This is a genomic window from Paraburkholderia translucens (genome assembly GCF_020881035.1).
GTDB lineage: Bacteria > Pseudomonadota > Gammaproteobacteria > Burkholderiales > Burkholderiaceae > Paraburkholderia > Paraburkholderia translucens.
The window spans coordinates 297,845-320,571 of the sequence record NZ_JAJITC010000007.1 but is presented as its reverse complement, the minus strand read 5'-3'; the positions used below and the strand labels follow the sequence as shown (position 1 = coordinate 320,571).

At 58.8% G+C, this 22,727-nt stretch carries 15 protein-coding genes; 7 read left to right on the top strand and 8 right to left on the bottom strand.

Annotated elements, in window-relative coordinates:
* Positions 1–98: 98 nt before the first annotated feature.
* The 7 genes from LJ655_RS15835 to LJ655_RS30225 all read left to right on the top strand — a co-directional run bounded on the left by LJ655_RS15835 (position 99) and on the right by LJ655_RS30225 (position 6,911).
* Positions 99–1,283 (top strand): DesA family fatty acid desaturase, encoded by a 1,185-nt coding sequence (locus tag LJ655_RS15835; protein ID WP_425605813.1) that lies wholly within the window; start codon positions 99–101, stop codon positions 1,281–1,283.
* Positions 1,284–1,809: 526 nt separating this feature from the next.
* Positions 1,810–2,061 (top strand): hypothetical protein, encoded by a 252-nt coding sequence (locus LJ655_RS15830; RefSeq protein WP_230562190.1) that lies wholly within the window; start codon positions 1,810–1,812, stop codon positions 2,059–2,061.
* Positions 2,062–2,160: 99 nt separating this feature from the next.
* A complete protein-coding gene (locus LJ655_RS15825; protein ID WP_230562189.1) occupies positions 2,161–3,192 on the top strand; it encodes an alpha/beta fold hydrolase in 1,032 nt (343 codons plus the stop codon).
* A gap of 95 nt (positions 3,193–3,287) precedes the next feature.
* Positions 3,288–3,782, top strand: a complete 495-nt coding sequence (locus tag LJ655_RS15820; protein ID WP_230562188.1) for a YciE/YciF ferroxidase family protein — start codon at positions 3,288–3,290, stop codon at positions 3,780–3,782.
* 1,736 nt (positions 3,783–5,518) lie between these two features.
* Entirely contained in the window at positions 5,519–5,980 is a 462-nt protein-coding gene (locus tag LJ655_RS15815; RefSeq protein ID WP_230562187.1) for a hypothetical protein, read from the top strand.
* Between the two features lie 9 nt (positions 5,981–5,989).
* Positions 5,990–6,682: a nucleotide-binding protein gene (locus tag LJ655_RS15810; protein WP_230562186.1), complete on the top strand. Its 693-nt coding sequence runs from the start codon at positions 5,990–5,992 to the stop codon at positions 6,680–6,682.
* Positions 6,675–6,911, top strand: coding sequence for a hypothetical protein (locus tag LJ655_RS30225; RefSeq protein WP_329959705.1), 237 nt, complete (start codon positions 6,675–6,677; stop codon positions 6,909–6,911). The genes LJ655_RS15810 and LJ655_RS30225 overlap by 8 nt, the downstream gene beginning before the upstream one ends.
* 130 nt (positions 6,912–7,041) lie before the next feature.
* Here LJ655_RS30225 and LJ655_RS15800 read toward each other — a convergent pair whose 3' ends face one another.
* The 8 genes from LJ655_RS15800 to LJ655_RS15765 form a co-directional block, all read right to left on the bottom strand.
* Complete coding sequence (locus LJ655_RS15800) at positions 7,042–7,287, bottom strand: hypothetical protein (RefSeq protein WP_230562185.1); 246 nt, start codon at positions 7,285–7,287, stop codon at positions 7,042–7,044.
* Positions 7,288–7,371: 84 nt separating this feature from the next.
* Positions 7,372–9,585 carry a ParB/Srx family N-terminal domain-containing protein gene (locus LJ655_RS15795; protein WP_230562184.1) on the bottom strand — a complete coding sequence of 738 codons (2,214 nt, stop codon included), beginning with the start codon at positions 9,583–9,585 and terminating at the stop codon, positions 7,372–7,374.
* Positions 9,586–9,705: 120 nt separating this feature from the next.
* Positions 9,706–10,539 carry a DUF932 domain-containing protein gene (locus LJ655_RS15790; protein WP_230562183.1) on the bottom strand — a complete coding sequence of 278 codons (834 nt, stop codon included), beginning with the start codon at positions 10,537–10,539 and terminating at the stop codon, positions 9,706–9,708.
* A 1,105-nt stretch (positions 10,540–11,644) separates the two neighbouring features.
* Positions 11,645–12,757 carry a hypothetical protein gene (locus LJ655_RS15785; protein ID WP_230562182.1) on the bottom strand — a complete coding sequence of 371 codons (1,113 nt, stop codon included), beginning with the start codon at positions 12,755–12,757 and terminating at the stop codon, positions 11,645–11,647.
* Complete coding sequence (locus LJ655_RS15780; RefSeq protein ID WP_230562181.1) at positions 12,727–13,872, bottom strand: hypothetical protein; 1,146 nt, start codon at positions 13,870–13,872, stop codon at positions 12,727–12,729. The genes LJ655_RS15785 and LJ655_RS15780 overlap by 31 nt, the downstream gene beginning before the upstream one ends.
* 1 nt (position 13,873) lies before the next feature.
* Positions 13,874–18,076, bottom strand: coding sequence for a DEAD/DEAH box helicase family protein (locus tag LJ655_RS15775; RefSeq protein WP_230562180.1), 4,203 nt, complete (start codon positions 18,074–18,076; stop codon positions 13,874–13,876).
* Positions 18,076–20,451 (bottom strand): hypothetical protein, encoded by a 2,376-nt coding sequence (locus tag LJ655_RS15770; protein ID WP_230562179.1) that lies wholly within the window; start codon positions 20,449–20,451, stop codon positions 18,076–18,078. Before LJ655_RS15770 ends, LJ655_RS15775 begins: the two co-directional genes overlap by 1 nt.
* Before the next feature lie 455 nt (positions 20,452–20,906).
* On the bottom strand, positions 20,907–22,643 hold the full coding sequence (locus tag LJ655_RS15765; protein ID WP_230562178.1) for an HsdM family class I SAM-dependent methyltransferase: 1,737 nt from the start codon (positions 22,641–22,643) through the stop codon (positions 20,907–20,909).
* Positions 22,644–22,727: the final 84 nt, after the last annotated feature.

The window sequence follows — 22,727 nt, the reverse complement described above, 5'->3', positions numbered from 1 at the left end:
TTGTAGCGCCATTGCGTTCCCGGAGGGTTCAAGCCGCGAGCGTTGGTGTCTGCGGTCATTGTTGCCTGAAAAAGAAGGTCCATTTGATTACTTCGTTGGTGACGTTTTTCTCGCAGGGCCTGCTTTCGCTGCCGTGGTGGCAAATCCTGCTTACGACTCTGCTGCTGACGCACGTCACGATCGTCAGCGTGACGGTCTACCTGCACCGTTGCCAGGCACATCGGGCGCTTGAGTTGCATCCGGTTGCCGGCCATTTCTTCCGCTTCTGGTTGTGGATGACAACGGGCATGCTGACGGGAACGTGGGCTGCCATCCATCGCAAGCACCACGCGAGATGTGAGACCGATGAGGATCCGCATAGCCCTCAAATCCGTGGGATCTGGACCGTATTGCTGGGCGGCGCGGAACTGTACCGCGCTGAAGCGAAGAACGAAGAAACGCTGCGGAAATTCGGCCACGGCACGCCGAACGACTGGATGGAGCGCAACGTCTATTCGAAGTATCCGAATCTCGGCATCAGTTTGCTCATGGTGATCGACGTAGCGCTATTCGGTGTAGTCGGCGTCTCGGTCTGGGCCGTCCAGATGATGTGGATTCCGTTCTGGGCTGGCGGTGTGGTCAACGGCGTTGGACATTTTATCGGCTACCGCAACTTCTCTTCGCCCGATGCGAGTACGAACGTAGTTCCCTTGGGTATCCTGATAGGCGGCGAGGAGTTTCACAACAACCATCACACCTATGCAACCTCGGCCAGGTTCTCGAGTAAATGGTTCGAATTCGATATTGGATGGATGTACATCTGCATTCTTTCTTCGCTGGGACTGGCAAAGGTGAAAAAGGTGGCACCGACGCCGCATCTGGTCAAGAGCAAGACGGTGCTCGATGACGATACGGTTCAAGCCGTTCTCCGCAACCGTTATGAAGTGATGGCGCGCTATTCCCGGTCGGCCGAACGCGCGCACCGGCAGGAACTCAGTCGTATGAGACACATCGGCCTCTGTGAACGATTTCTCCTCAAACGCGCTGTAAAAAAATGGCTTGACGGCGCTTGCGGCGGTGCATACAACCATCGACGTCAGCAGCGATTGGCGGAAATGTTCGACGGTAGCCAGACGCTGCGGATCTACCTGGATCTGCACGACGGCCTGTTGGCTATCTGGGAGCGGTCGAACGGGTCGCGCGAGCAATTGCGATCACAGCTACAGGAATGGTGTCGTCGCGCCGAGCATAGCGGTATCAATCCACTAAGAGAATTCTCGGAGTGCCTGCGGCAGTACGCGTGATGGTTAGCAAGGGCTTCGCGGGATCGGCTTCACACCTGATGCGCACCGCGGAAGATGCATGACTGAAAACGCAATACGCAGTACAGTTTGAAACCGCTATCCCCCATGCCGCAATCGTTCCAGCTTCGCCTGTTTTTACGCAGAGCAATGTCTTTTATGAGTAGCTGGCATTCAAACCCGTGTTAAGCCGCTACCAGCACCCGGCCGGGCTCGCCCCCGCGGGCTCTGGCAATCTGGCGCGCCATGAAGCCATGTCCCTCCTGCGGGTTGTAGCGCGAAAGCGGCGCAAAAGCGTGGGCCGTGATCATTCTGCTCGTACCCGGCGTGTGGGCAGCCCTTGGGACCGGAATACGTTGCGGCGCGCGCACATCGTGTCTTCAAGGACACGAGTGAAGGGCTCGGGGTCGCACGTCGGATTTGAACTTGCCTTGTTGCGAGCACTTCTCGGATAAAAATGAAATTGTCGCGCTCTTGCGGCACAGCGATTGCGCTTACACAGGAGCCACAAACCTACGAGGAGTGAATCATGACGCACACACCTGTTGAGCAACGCGTACCGGACGAAAAGCCCGACGGCGTTACTGACCAGACAATCGAGGACACCTTTCCTTCAAGCGATGCGCCGGCGACAGGCGGAGCGACGCGGATCGAAGATGAGGAAGATAGTGGCCTGCCCAGCATCGAGCCGGATGAAGAAGGCCCGGAAGATGAGATGCCTGGTGAGCCGTCACCTGGCGATGTTCCACCCGACGAGGCTACACCTCAAGGGAAGAAGTAATGCAGTGCGGCCGCACGAGACGCAGTCGCTCCAATCTTATCAAGCGCCGATTTTCTGGAATGCTGATCTTTCTTACCTGTACCTTCTACAAGGGACGTCATGCCCACCTCTTTCAAGAAAGCCGGCTTATCTCGCGGCACGGCCGGAGCGGTCGCAGCCACGGCAATCGCCGGTGCAGCCACAGCGCTGTGGGTTTTGCATCGGGCACGCAAAGCCGAACGCGATAATCCGCCCCTGGGCCGCTTTATCGAAGTGGATGGTGTTCGGCTCCACTTCATCGACAAAGGCAAGGGGCCAGTTGTCGTGTTGCTGCACGGGAACGCCGTCCAGTTGCAGGATTTCATCGGCTGCGGTTTGATAGACCGGTTAGCCGAACATCACCGGGTGATCGCATTCGACCGCCCGGGATTCGGACACAGCTTGCGTCCGCGAGATCGCCTCTGGACCGCGCAGGCCCAAGCCACAGTCATACGGCAGGCACTCGTACAGATCGATGTGAAGCAGCCCGTCGTGGTGGGGCATTCGTGGGGCACGTTGGTTGCACTCGGCCTGGCAACAGAATTTCCGACGGAGGTACGGGGCCTCGTGCTGATTTCAGGCTATTACTATCCTTCGGCCCGCATGGATGTCGCGCTGGCGACACCGGTGGCGCTTCCTGTGTTAGGCGATGCGTTGCGTTATACGGTTTCGCCGCTAACCAGTCGCGTCATGCTACGGCGCAGCGTGGAGGCGATGTTCGCGCCAGCACCGATGCCCGACAGGTATTTGGATGTCGTGCCCCGTGAAATGTTGCTACGACCCATGCAGATCCGGGCAGCGGCGGAGGATGCCGCGTTCATGATCCCGTCCGCAGCACGTTTTCACGCGGGTTACGGCGCACTGAAAATGCCCGTGAGTATCTTCGCAGGCGAAGGCGACAAAATCGTCGCCCCCGAAGCGCAGTCCGTCCGGCTGCATCGGGATCTGCCATGCAGCGACCTGACCGTGATGCCCGGAGCGGGGCATATGGTGCACTACGCACTCGCTGAGGAAATCACCAACGCGATTGATCGTATGAGCGCCGATACGGATACGAAAAAGATCGAATCGCGCATGTCCGTGGACGAGGTTCCCCTGACGATCGCCGATTAAGCAGTTCTGTCTCGCTGCCGGATTTATGTTGGATCCACTCGCATCACGCTGCACTCATCCCGGGTGCAGTTCCGAAATTCAATCAAGGAACAGTCATGCCTACCAAGACCCTCAAGGATCTGTTTATCCATTCGCTATCGGATATCTATAGCGCCGAAAAACAGATGACGAAGTCTCTGCCCAAGATGGCACGCGCTTCGAGCAGCCCGGATCTCAGGGCCGCATTCGAGAAACACCTCGAAGAGACGCTGGGGCAGGTTCAACGGATCGACCAGATCGTCGAGACAAGTGAAATCAAGCTCAAGCGCGTCAAGTGCGTCGCGATGGAAGGTCTTGTCGAGGAGGGGCAGGAGCAAATCGACGAGATTGAGAAAGGCCCTGTCCTCGACACGGCGCTGATCGCCGCAGCTCAGAAGGTTGAGCACTATGAAATCGCATCTTACGGTTCGTTGATTGCACTGGCCAGGCAACTGGGAGAAACAGAGGCGGCGAAACTCCTGGCCGAAACGTTGAAGGAAGAGAAGGCGACTGACGAGGCGCTTTCGTTGCTGGCCGAAGAGAAGGTGGCAGCAGAAGCAATGGGCAAGTAAGGGGTCGATGCGGCTACCCCCGCATCTGACAAATATCAAGCAATGCTTTGTCTCAACACGGAGTATTAAAAGCTTTTTGATTCGCCACGTCAGACTGCGGATCTTCATAAAGCCAGTTACCGGTCATTGGTCAATCTGAATCGCCCTTTACACACGATCATTCTGTCGACGGGCGCCGAAGTCGGGCGCGAGGTCCCACGCCAGTGCGAAAGTCGGGGTAGCCAAATCAACGCGATGTGCATCGAGGCGGTAGAAAAAGCGAACGCGGCGTCTGCAAGAACGGCTGAAACGTGGAGAACACTATTACAAAGCCAGCGCTGGACGCCGTCGGCTCCACGTAGCCGCGGGCTGCTGTTTTACCGGGTCCTGGAACTCGCCGTCGCCCATGACCCCGTGCGCTACCGGGATCTGACGCGCAAGATAGGTCCCCAGGCCGCCCACGCCGCCACGGAAACGCGGACATCCTCCCAGTCTCGAGCGCCCTCGGCAGAACCGGCCTTGGCGACGGTTTGACTCCGGTTAAATGGACACCCCAGACAGAAGTTGTCGCAGTAGCCAGATGTCGCAAGGGCGGCCGGCACGGATCGGCTGGGGTTGCCCGACTCGAAGTAGTACGACCTTTGGCTTTCCTTAAGGGCCCCGACCGACGCCGCTAGAGGCTCGCTTTTCCGCAGAGCAGCCACCTCATGACGATCTGGCAATGATCGCAATGGCCGAGACCGGCAGGCCGCGACGACGCCTCTAACGCACGCTGTTCCTTGCAAGCAGTCTTGGACGATATAATGCCCGGCCTGTTGGAGTAGTCCGCGTTCAGTCTCTTAACGCCGCCGCAGACGGCGAGCTATTCGACGGTCGCGAATCCAGTTCTCGATGTTCGCGTAAATCTGATCGATCACCCTACCGAAACACGCAACAGGGTCCCGGTCGACGCGAGAGCGGTTGTTGACAAGCGCAAGGCTACTGAGGCCGCAACCATGTTTAACCAGTAGAAGTTCATTGCACATGGCGCCCAATACCGGCGATAGCCTATCCTGCCATCCCTCGTTTTTCTGTTGTTCCATTTGTTGCGCGCAAGTCCCATGAGCGAGGTCGAGCGCTCTGCGCAAATAAAACGACTGCCCAGCGCGGGAAAAGCGATTCGCCAGCGCAGGAAAAACATCTCCGGAGCGCAACAAACTGAACTTTGTGCGTGAAATGGTAGATGTCTACTTCGGAGGGCAATCTACCTGCTCGCGGAAATTGACAGACTCGTTTGGAATGTTGAGTCGCCGGTGCCGGCGCAATATCGAGGACGCAGGGTTCCGTGTTTCGTTCAGAGGAAGCTCAAATGCAGTGCCGAATTGCTACCTAAAAGTTGATGGCTTCCGCAACTTGAAGATGCCGGGGGCGACGAGCGGTGCAGGAAAATCCTGCAGGGCACAACAGGCTAAACCTAATTCGCCGATCGTCCGGCACAGCATGCGCACGCGTAGCATTACTTGGTTCGTAGCACACGAGTCTGTTGAATCCAGCCGTTAGATGTTGATCGTTCGTCTCGATAGTCGAAGCCGCCGTGATCCCCGCGTGCGGATCTGTGTGGGTTGTCCTTGCGCGGAGGCACAAAAAAATTTTCTGTTCCGCTCAGTCCCGCCGTATTCCAGCGTGTTCCCGCACCCCGATTCGAGATGAATTTCGGCTATTGACGATCACCATGAACCGTTTGCAAGATGACGCCATGTAGTGCGTCGGAGCGAATCATGCCGGTGGTGAAGAGCTTTACTCAGGCGCAGTGGGATGCGGCTTCGCGCCGTCTGGATGCGCTACCCGAGAAGCCAGCGCACGAGCATCGCGTCAATGTCCGGGATGCTATCAAGTCAATGCAGGCGGAGATCAGTAGTGCCCAGCGGAAGGGCTATACGCTGGAAGAAATCGTGCAGCAGCTTGCTGAGGATGGCGTCGAGATCAGTGCGAGCACTTTGAGATACGCCATGCAGCGCGCGACGAAAGAGACTAGAACCAAGCAGGTGGACATGAATACCGTTCCAAGTACGGCACCGGCAACACGCGCAAAGAAGGAGCGCAAGGAACGGACATCGCATGCCGTCAACACGCTTGCAAGGAAAACGCAGGATGGGGGGAAGGCAGTCAGTCAGCAGGGCTCAATGGTGATTCGGGATGCGTTCTCGTTCGAGATTACGCCCGATGTTGAAAACTTGTAGAGGGTTCAAATGGACACGACGATTCCCCCCATATATCTGGTTGGCGGCAGCAAGGGCGGTGTGGGCAAGAGCTTTGTCTCGCTTGCACTGGCCGATTATTTTCAGCGGCAGGATATCCATGCCGCGCTGGTCGAAACCGATACCTCGAATCCAGACGTCATGAAAGCGGTACAGGACGAGATGCATTGCGTTGCCTATAGTCTGGACGATGCAGACGGCTGGATTGGCCTCGTCAATTTCTGCGACGGACACCGGGATGCGGCGGTAATCGTCAACACGGCGGCGCGTAATCAGGCTGGTGTCGCGCGATTCGGCGCAATGCTGGCCGGTACATTGGGCGAGCTTCAGCGCCGACTCGTTGTCCTGTGGGTAATCAACCGGCAACGCGATAGCCTGGAATTGCTGCACGGTTTCAGCCGGACGTTTCCCGACGCGCTGACGCACGTTGTACGCAATGGGTACTTCGGTACGCCAGACAAGTTCTCGCTATATCAGACATCGGAGCTTCGTAAAACCATAGAGACGAAGGGGAAGTCACTCGATTTTCCCGAACTGGCGGATAGGGTTGCCGACGAACTCCGCGGTCAGCGTCTGTCGATACGCAAGGCGGCGGAGACGATGCATATAGGCGAACGGGCCGAATTGCTGCGATGGCGCGCGCTATGCGGCGCCATGTTTGCCAAGGTGACGGTCGATGGTTAAGGCGAGGGGCAAGCCACCAGACGCGCTTGCCCGTCTGTATCTCGATGTCACGGGTGAACTACCGGACGACGCCAGTGTGCTGAGAATGCGTCACGTGTCGACGGCGCTGAACCTGCGCGATAACGATGCACTCTGGTCTGTACTGGTCATGCTCGAGCACTACGGTCGGCTCTATGAGTCGATGCCCGAACGCATCCGTATGAACGTGTCGCTGGGCGACGTTTCCTGAGGGCTTGCTATGGACTGGCAGTCGGCGGGTTGGTTGTGATGGTGCTGGCGGCGGGCGTAGGCGGGCTGGCAGGCTGGTGGGCCAGCGCCCATGGGGTACGGGCAGACGGCGGACCGTCTGCCCGTACCGCCTACACCTCGTCGGTATCGCCTTCCATGAATGCGGCGGCGTGGCGGAGCACGTCTGCTGCCCCGTCGTTCTGGTCGAAGGCGATCACCGGTGCCCGGTAGCCTCCATCTTCGGGGTGGGCAAGGGCCATGTCATAGTGCTGGCCCTCGTTGTATCGCAGGTCAGCCGCTTCTACGAAAGTCAGGTAGAGGTCGGGCGAGCCTTCTGCGTCGGTGGCGAGCACGGCCATTCGGATGCTTTTGGTCATGATGTGTTCCTCCGGTTCAGTCTGGCAGGCGGCGAATACGGGCTTGCACCCTGCTTCGCCCCGTTGCAGGGGCGAGGGTTGGGGTCACGCGGCAAGTGGGGCGGATTGCGTGCCGTTCATGCTGTTCGAAGTCGGGAAGGGCCACGGCGTCAGCGGGCTACTGGCGGATGCAACTGCTGCGCCGGTGGGGGTATCGTTGACATGCTCCGTGCCGTTGCCGGAGTCCGCTTCAGCGTGGGCGTCCTCGCCTTCCGGCGTTTCGTCCGATTCGTCTCCGGTATCCTCGTCGTCACACTTTTCCCATGAAGGCGTGGCCGGCGCTTCACGATCGGTGAGGATTTCCGGGAGCCATGCCGTCTTGGCGAGCCTAAGCTCGGCGGCTGCAGCCGCGTCGGCCTTCTTCATCTTGGCGAGGTCGGATGCGGCCTTGGGTGACACGGCGTCGGACACGACTTCGGCGATACGCGCCTTGCTGACATGATCGAAATACGTGGCGCGCGTTGGTGTCCAGTACCGGGTCATGTCGAGGTTCAGCGCGCCCGCGAGCGCGTTGATCGCATGCGGCTTTTCCTCGCCCGCGATGCCGTCGAGCAAAGTGCCGGTGCAGAACGCGAGCAGGTCGAGCAGCGTCGTGCCGGGATCCTGTTCGGTCAGCCACGGCAGCAGGTCGGTCCGTTTTGCGGGCAGTCCCGCAATCCAGCGCGCCCGCTGTGTTTCGATGACGTTCCATGCTGGGCTGGCGGGCAGGTCGTCGGCGGCGCGCAATAGGCTATCTTGGTTGTTCTCGCCGGACAGCGCGAAACAGCCACGTGAGGACGGCTGCCCGTAGTGCTCGGGCAGTGCCTTAGGGATCAGGTAATGCAGTAGCGCGGCGAGTGCCACGGTGGGCTGTGCGACCAGTTCCGCGTGGACCGCGGCGGTGCGGTGTGCCGTGAGCCGCTGGCAGAGTTTCGCGCTGTGAACGGGTTTGACCTCCGACGCCTTGGCGGATGCGGCGTTCGGGCCTTCGGCTGCGACGATGCCAGTGACGGTCGCGCCTGCTGCGTCGAGCGCCGCGCTATTCTCCCGCCGCACGAGGCCGCGCTCGATAACAAGTTCGCCATGTGGACCGACAATCACGAATGCACCCGCTTCGGCCATCTGCTGCGCGTCCCATACGAGCGTGGAGCTTTCGAGCGCGATGATTGCCGCGTTGACCTGCTCGATTTCATCGTTGAGCCGGTCGGCTTCCTCGTAGGCGTTTGCATCGTCCTCCGACAGCGCCTCGATCTTTTCAGCAAGTTCGTCCTGCTGCGCGGTAAGGGCGTCCATTTCGCGCTGCTCGACCTCGGTGTACGGGCGTTGCACCGGGCGCAGCCTGCCGTAGCGGTTCAATTCGGCAAAATCGCGCTCAACACGCGTTTCAGTCCAGCCCCAACCTTCTGCCTGCACTTCGGCCGCAGCGGCGTCGAGCTTCTGCGAGACGAGCTTCTGCAGCAGTTCGGCGTCGGCGATGTAACCCGAGTTTCCGTCATCGCTGAACAGATCGCGGCGTACGTAACCGCCTGCTGCTTCATAGGCGGCGAGGCCCACGAAGCGCACGAGGCGGCTGCGGCTCGCGTCGATTTCGGCCCGCGTGATCGCCTGCCGCAGGTAGTTCGGCTGGCGTTGCCATTCGTTCGCGTCAAACCAGATATGCTCCTGCGTTTCTTGGTCGTCTGCGAGGGCAAGGGCGGCAAGCTGGTCGAGCGTGATCGCATCTTCGCGCAGCAGGGCGAGCAGTTTCGGCGATACGTTGGCGAGTTTCATGCGCCGCTTGACGGTGAGCGGCGATGCCGAGAAAAGCGCAGCGATGTAATCGACGCTGCGGCCTTCCTCTGCGAGCATCCGGTACGCGCGCAGCACATCGAACGGGTCGAGTCCTTCGCGTTCGCTGTTCTCGATCAGCGAAATGGCGAGGGCTTCACCTTCGCTGACGATCCGCACCGGCACCGGATAGTCGGCGGCGATGTCTTTCTGCCCGTACAGCAGATCGAGAGCGGCTTCGCGGCGCTGGCCCGCGCAGACACCATACCTGCGCTGCTTGCCTCGCGAGCCCTTCATTTCGTGGACGATGAGGTTTTGCAGCAGTCCCTTCGCCCGAATGTTGGCGGCGAGGGCGGGAATGCCCGACAGGGGTTTCGTGCGGGCGTTGAGCGGCGAGGGTCGCAGGCTGGAATGTGGCACGGTAACGACTGGTTGTTCGTTGCCGAAGTTGGTTTCGAGCGGTGAGACGGTTTCGTAAGTGTCTGCCGGGGTGGCTTCGGTTTGGGCTTGCATGACTGACTCCAGAAAATTAATGAAGGTTCCGGGTCCAGTACTGCCCGATTCCATCAGGACGTGACCCGGATAGGAGTCCTGATAGGGTGAGGCGGCGCGACGTTGCCGCCCCTGTGGCGCTTACGCCTTCAGCTGGCGCATGGCGTCAGCGAGCATCCACAGCGCGCGGTTGAGCTTCACGTTCTGGTCGATGCCTGTGATGGGGCGTGTGGACATCGCGCGCCCGCTGCGCGAACGGCCATGAAGGCCGCCCTTCGTGAGGTTTTCCTGCACACGGTTGAAGACCGTCCAGAGGTCGTCGCGGCGATCCTCGAAGCGGCGCGGGGCAAGTAGCTGGCTTTCGGTGACCGGGGCTGGTTCCTCGGCGTCGGTCGGGTCGTAGCGCAGTGCGAGCGCGGAACGGGCGAAGGCGTGCTGCTCGTCGCGGTTCAGTTCGACGGCACGCATGCCGTCCTTCTGCTCGCGGATCAGATCGAAGCCGTCGAGCACGTCGAATGCGCCATTGATGACGTTCTGGACGATGTTGCCTTTGTGCGGCACGCGTATATCGCGGACGTTGTCGCCCGCCACCATTCCGTTCTGACAGACGAAGCGCAGCACGCCTGCGAGCATCTGATAGCTGCTCGTGCCATCGTGCGAGTTCAAAAGCACGATTTCGTTGGCCTCGTCACCGATAATCTGCTTGGTGGGGCGAAGTCGGAGCATATGCTTTGTGTATTCGCGCTTGCCTTCGTCGCGCACGCGGGTCTGGCAGACCATGAACGGCTGGAAACCTTCATTTCGCAGGCCGCGCAGCACGTCGATGGTCGGAATGTAGGTGTAGCGTTCCGAGCGGCTTTCGTGCTTGCCATCCGCGAAGATCGACGGCGCGACGTGGCGAATCTGGTCGTCCGACAAAGGCGCGTTGGCGCGTAGCATCGGGGAGCCGTAACGGAAAGATGAGGCAAGTTGCATGGCGTTCTCCACAGCAAGAAGGTTGAATTGCGGGCTGCGGGATGGTCTTGCCGTTTGCGTGCGAAACCTTCCCGGTGGAACTCGGGGTTGGCTTCTGTTTTGCCCGGCACCCGGTTTCCTGCCCGTGCGACCCAAGGAGTCGAAGGCCGGGCGGTGTCAAGGAGAGAGGCGAGGGATGGTGCGGGCAACACGGTCCCTCGCCCCTTGACGCCGTCCGGCCTTCGACTACGGTCGCGGGACAGGGCGGGAAACCGGATGCCGGGCGTGCCAGAGCACGAGTTCGATCGGGAGGGAACAGCGAAGCCTCGGTTATTCACAGTTTTTGTTCACAACGCTGTGGATAACCTTTCCGGACTGGGCAGCAAGTGATTGATGGCGATCGGATTTCTCGATGGCGGCAGATATACTGACGATGAGAGTCACAACGTGATCGGGGATGCGCCGTTGGAAGAGCATCGCCGATACGCGGCCCTCCGTGATTCACGGCAGAACATCATAAATAAAAGCATTGAGAACTTGTCAGGACCCAGTCTCCAAAACTCGGTGACCGCTTTAAACGCTGCTTGCTCGAAGTGGTCCTCAGGACATGTCAGAGAATCAAGGGCGATGTGCGTTACGCTGGGGTCGCAAATATGCTGCGTACGGCATTAATCCATGGGGCAGACTCGCCCAACAAGCTGAGATATCGGCAGGAGCTTAAGCGGATTTTTCACCGACTAGACCACGTGCTCCGGTTTGAACTGCTGAGGTTTTCTGATGAGCTGGCGAGAGGTCAGCACTGACTCAAGCGTGCTTGAGGGAGTTATCGGGAGATGAAGATTCATCGAATCACTTTGCGACGAGGCAAGAGGCCCGGTGCCGGTGGCAGCACTCAAAGATCCGCCGAGGTAGCGAGACCCGGCATCTGGGCGCGACTGGCTCGGTCGAGGATCCGCCGAACTGGATCAGGGATGTCATGGATCACAACAGGTCCCTCATACCCGCTTAGATTACGATAATTGTCGTTCCTGTACGGGGATAGATCCCGGACCAAGCGCTCGTCGCGCTGGCAGGTCAAGGGGCGACCCGCCACCTCAAGCCGGGTGGTGGGCACCCACGGTGCTCATCAGGTCACACCGTTGACGGAATTTACGACGTCGAGAAAACCAGTGATCCGCTGCCCTTTGTGCGTTGCATCTTCACGTGGTGGCGGGCCGCCTTTCAGCACGGCACGAGAAAGAAGCTGATTTTGTGCGATGCACGATGTCTCGGGGATCATGATACAGTCCGGGCAGGCACCGCCTGCCGTGTCGCAGAGCCGTCCGGAGTTGCAGCGATGCGTAGAAGCGTTGAGCAAGCGGGAGAGGAAACGATTGTTCTGGTTGCGCCAGAGTGACGACAAATTTCCCAGGTCCATTGTCGTGCCATTCCTATAGACCACGAATGCCAAGTCCAATGGGAAGATGTACTCGCCCATTGAGCCCAGATCGAGTCCGGAAAGTTCGGCCACGTTCTTCATGATCACGTGCGCGTAGGTGTGCAAGAGCGTGTATACATAGCGATAGGTCGACGCGTCACCCTCCTTAAGAAGAGCGAAGTAGCGGCCGAACGGGTGCGCCGTCTCCAGCACCTTGCCACCGAGCTTTACAGTCGCACGCTCATCCCAGACTGGCAAATCCAGTACGCCGACGGCCTGAAGCCACTGATACACCACTACTGGGTTAAGCCTCACATACAGCGCCTCGTTCGCTTGCGTTACGACGTAGATCGGTCGCTTCCCATTGCGCAGCGGATCGAACAGCCTTAAGCGGACGGGGACGTTTTGGTTACGCTTGTTCAGTGTCGGTATCGCCGATACACGCGTATATCCATGGGTGAAGCGGCACAGGTCGAACTCGCGAATCAGGCCGAGATCGGCCATGCCGAGCTTATTCATCAGTACCTGCGTCTCGGCTTCCTGGGTAGCCTTCGTGGTCGCATCCTTCGGAGCAAGGTCCTTGTCGAGATGATTGAATCGCACGAACTTCGCGCGACTGCCATCGCGGGGGGCGAACAGTTTTCCTCTGCTTAGTGCTTCATGCTCGACTGCGAGGACAAATGGGTCGAAACGGCTGGTGTATTCACTACGCGACGCAAGTTGCGCGTTGACAGTCGGAGGGAGGTCGATGCTTGACCGCACGAGCGGAGAGTCGCCGGCGGTCCATCTCGTCACAAGCTTCTTAAGCTCGCTTTCTGCCATCTCCTGAATTTTCGCATCCCCCCTTTGCGGGCCATGTTCAACATGCTTGACCAATTCTCATACGACTGCCACTCGCTCTCTTGACCTGCCGCCAACAATGCTGATTTCATGTCATCCGCAGTGAGTTCTTCGCCCCCGAATCGGAACTGGGTGCCAATAAAAGCAGCGAGGTCTGCCTGGCGTTGCGGTTCGAGCATCATGAGGAGCTGATGCTCCGACTCTGGGAAGAGGACAAATTGCTCCGACTGCGCGTAGTAAGCTGATGACGCGCGATACGAGATGGCCTCCATACGGCGTTCACCCACGCGCGTGCTGGCTCTGTCTCGGAAGATTTCCGTAGTGAATGGATCGTTCTGGCGCCACTCGTTTGACCCTTTGTGACCGCAAGTTGGATTGGCGCAGTAGAAGTGCCATTGGCCGATGCGTGGCGAGTCGGTATTGAGCTTGAAGGAGCGCCCCCCGCAGACCTTGCAATCCTCGCCGTTGAGCCTAAGGGCGTTATTCCGGTCATCCCACTCCCAACGGCCGGGAGTGACTGGCATCCATTCACCAGACCAGTGAACGAAAATGACGTCTACTTGGCGCCATTGACACGGCCCGTTGGTGTCGGGGGCAGCACATTGCGTATTTCTCAGTTGGCGCACGTTGGCTGCCAATTCGTGGGCCGATTCGAAGCGCCTGAACAGGCGGCACTTGTTACATACGAAGGTTAGCGGCGCGGGCGCGTATCCCATCCTAAGCGGGCTCAAAAATGCCAGACGGTCTGCGCCCATTGGAACGACGGAGGACCCGCGCAGAAGCGGTTCGTCAAGACACTGGCGCGGGTCGATCTGACGCTCATCCGTGCCGACGGCATACGCTCGAGCAAACCAGCTCTGCCAGATTTCCTGCAGTCTCAGGACGATCTGCGCTTTGGTTGCAGGCTGAATGGGGGCGTCGTCTACGGTGGCCGAGAGGTCCGGAACGGAAATGCACGCTCCCAATCCACCTTCGAAGGTAAAGAACGCTCCTGGCGCATACGCGGAGCCGAGTTGTCCTCGCGAACGCACCATAGTCGGCGCGCTGAGCGTCTTTTCTTCGTCTTCGCTCTGGAGGAAGTCTCTACGGTTTGTCATGTCAGTCCCCGGTGAGTGCGTTGTCAGCACCATCGTTATTGCCTACGCCATGACGAACGAGATCCATCACCAATTGAATTTCGCCCGGTAACTGCTTATGGCCGCTGGCGTCACGGGTTGATGCCTGGATAACACCTCCAAGGTCTACGTCACGCAACGACGTCATTGGTTTCAGCATCAAATCGGTCTGGCCTTTGAAGTAACCGTCCATCGTCCCGCTGCCCCAAAGCGCGCTGCTCCACGCGTCGACGATGAGATTGCGCGCTTGTTTGTCAACTAGGCCGCGGTAGTGCTCTTCGCCTTCCGGAGCGAAGTTTTCGCGTAGCCCGACCGCTAGTTCAATGAACTTGTCAATCTCTCTTATGAACCCATCTCCCCGAGAGTTGAATTCCCGTCGAACGTTGGGAATGAAGCTGAAGTCGGACACCTTGCCTTTCTCAGACTCCGGCAATCGAAATAGCTCAACGCTGGGCACCACGCCTAACAAATAGGCCTGAAACAGGCTAGGGAATACGCGCTCGACCGCGCGTTCCGCCCAGCGGTCAATTGCAGCTGGCTGAACCATACGCTCAAGGAAACGATGGAAAATATCGAACACATGCACAATGTGCCGGTCGCGACGCCGTTGCGGCGTTGGCACCAATACCACGAAGCCGATGTGTGTGCGACCTACGCGGGACGATGCCTGGATGTATTCGGCAATGTCTGATGGCATACCAGCGAAAAACATCGAGTTGAACTCGTCAACGTCGACGCCGTGCGAGATAGCGGATGTAGCAATGACTGAACGCAACTGCTCCCTCAGCTGTGGCAGCGGTTCGTCCGGGGCAACGCGGCGTTGCGCGGTATCCACGACGTTCTGTATTTCGCCTTGCTCCACCGAACCGGTGATGAGTCGGGTGTCCAAGCCTCCCAAGTCAATGCCTTCATTGAGGTGCCGCTTTCGCGTCTCTTCTGCCTCGGCCGCCATGATTTGGTCGCCACCCTTCTTGTTGGTGACATAGGTCAGCGCGATACGATGAAGATCGATGAGTGTGGCAAGTTCCGACGCGCTCGCGGCGACCAGGGCCTGCGCGTGCAAGCCCTGAAGTGGCCCTTGGGAGAGGTGATCGACCAGCATCTGGAGTCCGGCCTGGAACTCCGGCTGGATACCGCTCGTCAGGCTGTCGAATAGACGCGTGATTGTGAGGTGAAAGCCAGACAGCACTGCGACGCTGGTCGAGGTGTGCGGCTTACCGTTGGTCATGAAAGCCGTGTACACGCGGGCCTGTTTGCTGGCCACTTCTACATCCTGGTAGGCCCGGCGCTGAACCTCGTCTGCCTCCGCCGGCTCGGAGTAGAAGGACTTGTAAAGCGACGGACCGGGCTCTGGAAACTGGGTAGCAGGAATCGACCGTTGATATAGGTGTTCGAGTTGTCTTTCCGGCTCGGCGACCGTTGCGGAGGCAGCGATAACCTTCGAACGGCGCCTGTGGCCTTGGTCGTCTACAGTTACCAAGCTCCCGAGTGGCGTCGCCAAGTACGCGAATACGGCATCTAATGCCGATTCGAACAGCCCAGCAAACGTGCCAAGCGACTCGTCCAGCAAATGCGCTTCGTCCTGAATGATGAGGCTCGGGAATGGGTCATGGAACACGCGCTTACCAGAAGGGTAGGCGGGGTAGACTCCCTCCATGCCCTTTGCTGCGGGCCCTGTGGCAAGCTCGCGGTTGTCAACGGGCACATACAGCCGCCCATTGACCGGATTGATCCATGGCGCTACGCCGAACATCCCGTAGATGCGCCTGATCGTGCGGCCTGAGTGGCCGATGAGCGCCAGCTTGTCCACTGTGCCAAGGAGGACCGACGGCGCGAGGTCGTAGATGTCTTCATCGACAATGTAGAAGGGCATAGCCCTCCATTGGCCCTCGTTGGAGTCACAGTGAATATCTGTGCAGACGTGGCCGAGCGTCTGGTCTCCATGGTCAACAAATAGCCGAAGTGCAGTTTCACCCCCACAAAAGGGACATTTGGGCAATTTGCGCCATGCACGCATCGCTGCCGAATACTTAGAGTCTTTCTCCCGGAGGGCTAGCTCGTTGTCCAGAGTGGGTGGGCTAGCGGATACGGTCGGGATACTCTTGACCCCCTTGGCACTATGCCGATTCGGCGAACCACCGCTACCGACCCAAAAGCCGATGGATAGTGGATCTCCTTCGTACCCGCGGTGACGGCGTACAAGTTCGCCTTGCGCCAGTACGCGCGCGCATCGCTGCGCCTGTTGGATTGTCAGAAGCCGCAGCGGGTAGCGAATGAGTGCCGTAATGCCGCGTTTCTTCCTTCGAAGGCGATCAAACATGAGGTTGAAAGCCAGAAGTCCGAAGAACGCTTCGGATTTTCCACCGCCGGTCGCGAAGTACAGCAGCGTGACGGCGTCGTCTCTGCGCTTGTCGTAGAAGTGTGCGAATTCAGGAATACGTGAAGCCAACGCGGGGATGTTGGCGATGACAAAGGCCAACTGGAAAAGGCGCCACTCACTATCGTCCCTTTTGAATCGGATCTTCATGAAGTTGGCCATTGACTCATTCATGGCGAGCCACGCCTCGTAGACGATCGCTTTCGGATCGGTCTGCGGCCCGCGCTTGCGCCAAACTGCGCGAGACTCCTGCAGACACTTTAAGCCGGTTGCTACTGCATCCATCTCTGAAGCCCATTTCTGCTGGTCCAGACGAAATGCCTCTTGTTCGCGTGCGATGCCGTCCGTGTCGGATGATTCAAGCCCTTCCGCAGGATTCACATGCGCGGGAAGGCCGTCGAGCCACTGTTGCATGGCCGGCACGAGCGGCGTCAGACCGTCTAGGCCGTCCGGCTCAGCTAGCGCGCGCACTCCACGTTGAACGCCATTCGCACTAGTCGGGATTATGCGTGGTTGGGTGTAGCGGGGCGTCCAAGTCGTCCGCAACAAGCGATTTTCGGCATCGGATTCCTCTTGGACGACACCGCAGTTGTGCCCCATTGCGGGATAGGTGAGGTACTTGTTATATCGATAGTAAGGGTCGACGCGCTCCAGTTTGAGCGGGTGATGAAGCGCTATCGGAACGCGTGCTTGAAAAGACACAAGGAAGACGGCTTCCTCAGTTTCGTCGATATGCTGCTGCGGCATGGGGCTGACGTTCTCAAGCGCGAGAAAAAAGCTACGCTTGGAAGGATCGAGCCAGTCAGTGTGCAACTCCAGGTCCCAGCTCAACTGGATCTGCGGCAAAGCGATGCGCAGCTGTGACCTGCGCACAAGCCCGAGGAAGTCCGACCACTTTGTGTACTGGCTAGCAGGTATCGTCAATTGATGACGATACCCCCATGCCTTTCCGCCGTTGTCTGGGTCGTCACTTTGGGCCCAATCGAGGAGACGCTTTGCCACGGCGCCATTCATCAGCGCTGCGTGCGTATCAATATCGAAAAGAAGTGCCTCGGTGGGCTTCGCGGTATCGAGTTCCAGTGCAGGGAGTTCGACGTCAAGTCTCATCCACTTGTGCGGGACTGTGAGTGGCTCGAAGTGATCGTCCCGAATTGGCAGCGCCTCTCCAGCAGTGACGCCAACCGCTTCGCGGTTGGTTTCACCCGGCGAATCAGTTTCGTCGAGTTGTGTCTCTTCCGGATCAACCTCGTTCGGCGGAAAATCAGACGTCAGGAGGTGTCTCGGGATCCCCTTTGCAGCATAGATCCCATCGACAATCCTTTCGCGAATAGCCGTCCATTCCGGATGCTTCCATCTTGATGTGTATGCGCCTTTGACCTTCTCCCATTCTTCGTCCAGCTTTCTGTTGCGCTCCGCCTGGATCTCTGCAACCACCTCCTGACGCATCATGAAAACGGGCCTGCAGTTTGGTCGCTTGAGGTCGTCCTCTCGCGGCAGCGTTCGCACGTAGACCGAAAGTCGAGGCTGCACGGTTATCACTGAAGGGGTGGCCGCATTGAGCTGCATTTGCATGCCGTGGGACGATATCCAGATGGGCGAAGTTACTTCGTCGTCGCCCGTCGGGCTGCGCTGTGGCAACAGAAAGCCGGAGTTCAAAAGCGCCCTCGGACGGGCGCCGAAAATATATTGACCGGTTTTCCCCTGGCCACTGAGTTGTGCGTAAGTCAGGTTCAGGATACTATCGACGACTGCCTCCTTGAGGGTCGACGGAATACCGTTGGGGTCAGCGCGAAGAACGGACTGGCTCATTACAACGACTCCTTTAGGGGACCGGCGTATTCGACTGTGAACAGATTGTCGCGAGCTTCATCAAACAGTTGCGTCAGCGTCCGACGCTTGATGTTCGAGTTGGCCATGGCGGACTCAGGCTGCAATAGCATGTATTCGTAGATATCCGAAACATGGCGGCCATCCAGTCGACGCGAGTTGCGTACTGCCAAAATGACCCGCTGCCACTGGTATGCAGCTTCAAGCGGCGAGAACCCTAGGACTTGGGCAAAGGCCTTGAACGTCGGCTCGCGCAGCGGCGCCTGTGGACGGAGTTCGTCGAAAGGAGTGTCAGGCGAACGGCCAAGGTCAATCCACTGACGCATCGCTTGAGGGCTAGGTAGGTCCTTTTCCTGGTTCGGATCGAGCTGAAGGATTTTTTCGCGTATCGCACGTACCTTCTCGGAAAGCGTGATCTGGGTAAATCGCTGCGCAAGATGGATTTGGACCTGTTCATGATAGCTGCGCAAGGCAGCTTCGAACGTCTTGTCTTGTTGAATGGGCAGGCCCGCGTCGCGTAGCACTTGCTCGACCATTTCGCGTAGCTCGGTCGACATGACAAACATCCTGTCGCCGATTTCGAGTGAACGAACCTGGCACGCCCTGAATCCAGCGTCGGACGCATACTGCGAAGCAGGGTCGTATACGTACACCTCTGCTGTGTCTCTGCGGTACTGCACGCTGCCGCTGTCGAACCGGATGACCCACGAGTCCTGAGGTATCTCGTGGTCCTTAGCCACAGCATCCGACGACAACTCGACCCGGAAAGTGGGGAGGGCGTAGCTCCCGGTGGATAGCACCGAGGCGTCTTCTGGCACGTCCTTCAATTGGCGCAGGATGGATTCCATCCTCGGCTTGTAGGACTTGAATTCCGGCATGCGCTCGACGATGGAATTGAGTGTAGCGCGGAGGAACTGACTCGCTCGTTGAGTTAGCAACACGGTCGAATGCGCGGGGACGCGATCGTCGGTTAGCAGCACACGCAAGCTATCCTCATTGAGCCCCGCGAAGACCAGGCTGGAGGATTGCAGCGCATCAAGATGTTCCTCGAGATGTGCAGCTGACACTAGATGCACACGTTCCTGGAAGGTGTAATATGCAAGCCCACCCGGGTATTGTCCGTATTCGACGAGGAATCGCTCTGCCAGGGATCGATAGAGCGCTCCGGTAAACACCACGGTTACGTTTCGCTTCTTGCCGGCTGCCGCGTGCGCGATGATGCTGGCAAGCTTGTGAGCAAACGGTGTTGCCTCGAAGTAGTTAGTGAACAGCTTCGAGCCGCGGTCCAGGCACTCCATGACGCTGGTCCGTTTGTCACCCAGCCCGCCACTGCGGTCAAACTCGTGAACCGCCCCGAGATGGGCGGGCCAGTCGAATGCGGCTCGTGTCCTGCTCGATATTTCCGGAGCAGCGAGATATTCCGACATGTGTCGAACTCCGCAAGGGAGCGCCGCGAGACGAGACAGGAATGATGCGGCTTGAACGAGTGAGTCTGCAGCTATCTTGCCGGCAGGACTGGCGTTGGCGATCCGAGCAAGCTTGCTAGCAACTTTTGCGACATCCATGTCTACGACGTGGACGTCAAACTCGCGTGGAACGGGATACAACGTTTCTTGACCTCCGGCCGGCAGCAGCCCATCCCCATCGACGCTACTTGGAACCCCCGAAATCCTGTACTCGTGAGGTGTGTTCCACCGCCGTTCGGGCTCACGCTTGAGGTTCTGCTCCCATAGGTCATCTTTTAGCCTGAACGCGACGTACGGATCGTCTGTAACGACAATGACTCCAGGCGGCTTGTCGCGAAAGATTTCCTCCAGCATAAGGGAGAATCGGACGAGGCGGCCCTTCCAGCCCGACGCTTCGAGGCGTATCGCTCGGGTGGCCTGCACGAGGACAACCTCGGGCGCCCCGAGTTTGGCGAGTGTCCTGCAGGCCTGCCGAAGCTCGCTCTCAGACATGCGGCCGTCCAACGCGAAGAGGGCATCCGGCGCTGACGCGGGTGCACCGATAACGGCGCAGTTCGTTCCCAGGGCTCTGGCATGGGCTCGTCTTATGAGCTTCGCTCGGATGAGACCAAGAAGGCGGGAGTCACACGACCCCCAACCACTGAATCCAGGAGTCGCGAGGAAATGTGGCAGCAGTTCTCCTATGGTCGGATTGAACATCTCTCCCGGAATCTGGGGAAGGCTGCGATCTGACAAGGAGAAGAAGAAGGGGTCCTTGTCCGGCATATGCCTGGTGATTGTCGCGTCGGAATTGCCCTCGAACAGGTCGTTGGCGATGCGGAGAATGCTGGGCCGGTCGAAATGTATGTGATTGAGACTATGGAAGGCGTTCGTTTTTACCGGAAAGAGCAACCCTCGCACGCCTTGTTTGTCCCCTTCGTGCCACCTGGCCAGCGTGGCAAGCGCGTGGACAAGTGTCAGGGTCTTTAGCGATGCCGGCCACACCATGGCGAGGTGGCGAGAGCGATGTTGCGCTGCGTGCAGGTACAGGTCAGCCAGAGATACGAGCGCACTTGAGGGCGCGCTTGGCTGCCTACCTTCATCCCGAAAAAGCGCAATTAGCGCGTCACGGGTGCGAGGGACGACAGGCGGCGGTGGCTCCGCTTCCAGTCGCTGGGCAGCGGCTTTGCGTTTGGCGCGCCGTGATGGTGGAGTGGACGGCGCCGCAGGCCTGCGGGACGCGAACAGCTTTGCCTGCTCCTCGCGTCGTCGCTTTTGTGCCTCCCGTAGGTCGTTAAGCTGCTTCCTCGATTCCATGATTCGTGTCTGTGCCGATATTTGCCGAGATTTAGCTAGAAACGAGTGGCCTACCGCTCTCCCAACGCCTTCCGCGCTGCGCTGGCCATGTCGTATCCCTGTTCGAGATACCTCTTGAGCCTGGAGGGATCAGGCAGGCGTAGTTGACCCAGCTCAAAAATCGATACGTTGGTTGCCCCCGATATACAGCGGAAATAGCGGTCTACCGTTGGTGTTCCCAGCAACTCTGCAAGCTGTGCCGGCGCAAGCGCAGGATCGGGCGCCGTCTGCTCAAGGATGACCGTGTGGTTCTCGCCAACGAATCCGCCGTAGGTGTCGATGAGTTGCTTTGGAATCGCTGCGGCGACCAGCCGGCGCGGCTGCTCATTTGACGTGACGCGTTGAAGCACGACGCTAGGCCTGCGTACGACAGATGGATGATCCTTTGTGCCCATGTTTACAAAGCAGTGCTCCTTGTTGGCCTTCGGAGCACCGGTGAACCGTAGGGTACCGTCCTGAGCAATGTCACTTGACCATAGCAGTGGGACCGCCGTGCGACCACGCGCGCGCTCGGCGCTTTTGGCTGAAGCATAGGTTGTCCGGGTGTCGCGATTCCAGACGAACGCACCAATTCGCGCCATATATCCGTAATGGGCCAACGTGGCCTCAGAGCTGCTCGCTTTCTTTAGCAGCGCGACATCGCTCTCGATGCGCGGAATCGGCCAGGCAGCGCCGGAGTTCGGCAGAACGCAGCGTCCAACGTCAACGTAGTTACCGTCCCGCGAGACCACGGATACCTCGGCGTCGGCCTTCTGCTCGTGCCCAACCTCTTCGCGGCGGGCGAGCGTAAGCGCCGTCTCCTGCTCGACGTCGATGAACACACCGAGGCGGCTGCTCACCATGCCGATGCTAAGTATCGTGGTTTGTGCAATCAGGTAAGTTCGCAGCTTTGAGAAATACTGGCCAGACATAAAGCTGGTCGGTGTAACCAGTGCACACACGCCACCCGGCGCAAGCAGCTTGACGCAGAGAGCGATGAACAGCGAATACAGATTCGGCTGTGCCTCGATAACATCGCTGAATGCGTCAAAATACACTTCGACTTCAGTAGCTGGCATTTTCCTGAAGGGGGGATTGCAAACCACCACGTCGAGCGAGCCGAGCAGGTGGTCGGCCTCGAGGAGAGAGTCAGCTTCGTAGACCTGAAACGTCGGGCATTGACCGGCGGCCACGACTTCGTCGTAGAGAGCGATGAGCAGGAAGTGCTTCGACAGCTCACAGAGCACTGGGTCCTTGTCGAATCCAAGAAGGTGGCACTCCACGTGCTCGAGAATCTGCGCCGCACTTGCTCCGCGACGTAACAGCGCATCACGCATGCGAATCGCGATTGGCGTCAAAAAGGCGGCACCGCCACAAGCTGGATCGCAGAAGCTACGGGTAGCGAAGTGCACTCCGCTTTGCGAGAGGTCGTCGAGTAGGCGCTTCGTCAGGGACGGAGGTGTGAAGAACATCGCGAGTTGCTTGCGACGCTCCTCCCCCGAAAGCTGGGCATATGCCGAGGAGAACCAGTACGTAGCTTCGAGAAGCTCTTCTTCCTTCACGAAGTCGACAAATGCGCATACTGCAGGGTCGTGTTTCAACACCGCAATCGTGCGTAGACCAGACTGCGGCAGGGCGGGGAACGAATGCTTGCACCAGACGGCTAGCGCGCTACCAATGAGATACTCCGGACCAAGTTGCGTCTCCTCCATGACTGTTCGGAGTTCACGAACTATGCGGTGGAAGCGGGTCTTCTTGGGTAGTGCCATTGGCGTAATAGTCGGGTCAACGTGTGCGTCGCCGGAACTCCTGTTTCCCCGGGAATCCCAGTGCTTCGAGTCGTGGCTGTATTT

What these genes read in the sequence shown, in the direction of transcription:
- LJ655_RS15815 (WP_230562187.1), top strand. Translation starts at nt 5,519, where the DNA reads ATGCCGGTGGTGAAGAGCTTTACTCAGGCGCAGTGGGATGCGGCTTCG.
- LJ655_RS15775 (WP_230562180.1), bottom strand. Translation starts at nt 18,076, where the DNA reads ATGAGCCAGTCCGTTCTTCGCGCTGACCCCAACGGTATTCCGTCGACC.
- LJ655_RS15780 (WP_230562181.1), bottom strand. Translation starts at nt 13,872, where the DNA reads ATGACAAACCGTAGAGACTTCCTCCAGAGCGAAGACGAAGAAAAGACG.
- LJ655_RS15785 (WP_230562182.1), bottom strand. Translation starts at nt 12,757, where the DNA reads ATGGCAGAAAGCGAGCTTAAGAAGCTTGTGACGAGATGGACCGCCGGC.
- LJ655_RS30225 (WP_329959705.1), top strand. Translation starts at nt 6,675, where the DNA reads ATGGTTAAGGCGAGGGGCAAGCCACCAGACGCGCTTGCCCGTCTGTAT.
- LJ655_RS15820 (WP_230562188.1), top strand. Translation starts at nt 3,288, where the DNA reads ATGCCTACCAAGACCCTCAAGGATCTGTTTATCCATTCGCTATCGGAT.
- LJ655_RS15810 (WP_230562186.1), top strand. Translation starts at nt 5,990, where the DNA reads ATGGACACGACGATTCCCCCCATATATCTGGTTGGCGGCAGCAAGGGC.
- LJ655_RS15790 (WP_230562183.1), bottom strand. Translation starts at nt 10,539, where the DNA reads ATGCAACTTGCCTCATCTTTCCGTTACGGCTCCCCGATGCTACGCGCC.
- LJ655_RS15830 (WP_230562190.1), top strand. Translation starts at nt 1,810, where the DNA reads ATGACGCACACACCTGTTGAGCAACGCGTACCGGACGAAAAGCCCGAC.
- LJ655_RS15825 (WP_230562189.1), top strand. Translation starts at nt 2,161, where the DNA reads ATGCCCACCTCTTTCAAGAAAGCCGGCTTATCTCGCGGCACGGCCGGA.
- LJ655_RS15800 (WP_230562185.1), bottom strand. Translation starts at nt 7,287, where the DNA reads ATGACCAAAAGCATCCGAATGGCCGTGCTCGCCACCGACGCAGAAGGC.
- LJ655_RS15765 (WP_230562178.1), bottom strand. Translation starts at nt 22,643, where the DNA reads ATGGCACTACCCAAGAAGACCCGCTTCCACCGCATAGTTCGTGAACTC.
- LJ655_RS15795 (WP_230562184.1), bottom strand. Translation starts at nt 9,585, where the DNA reads ATGCAAGCCCAAACCGAAGCCACCCCGGCAGACACTTACGAAACCGTC.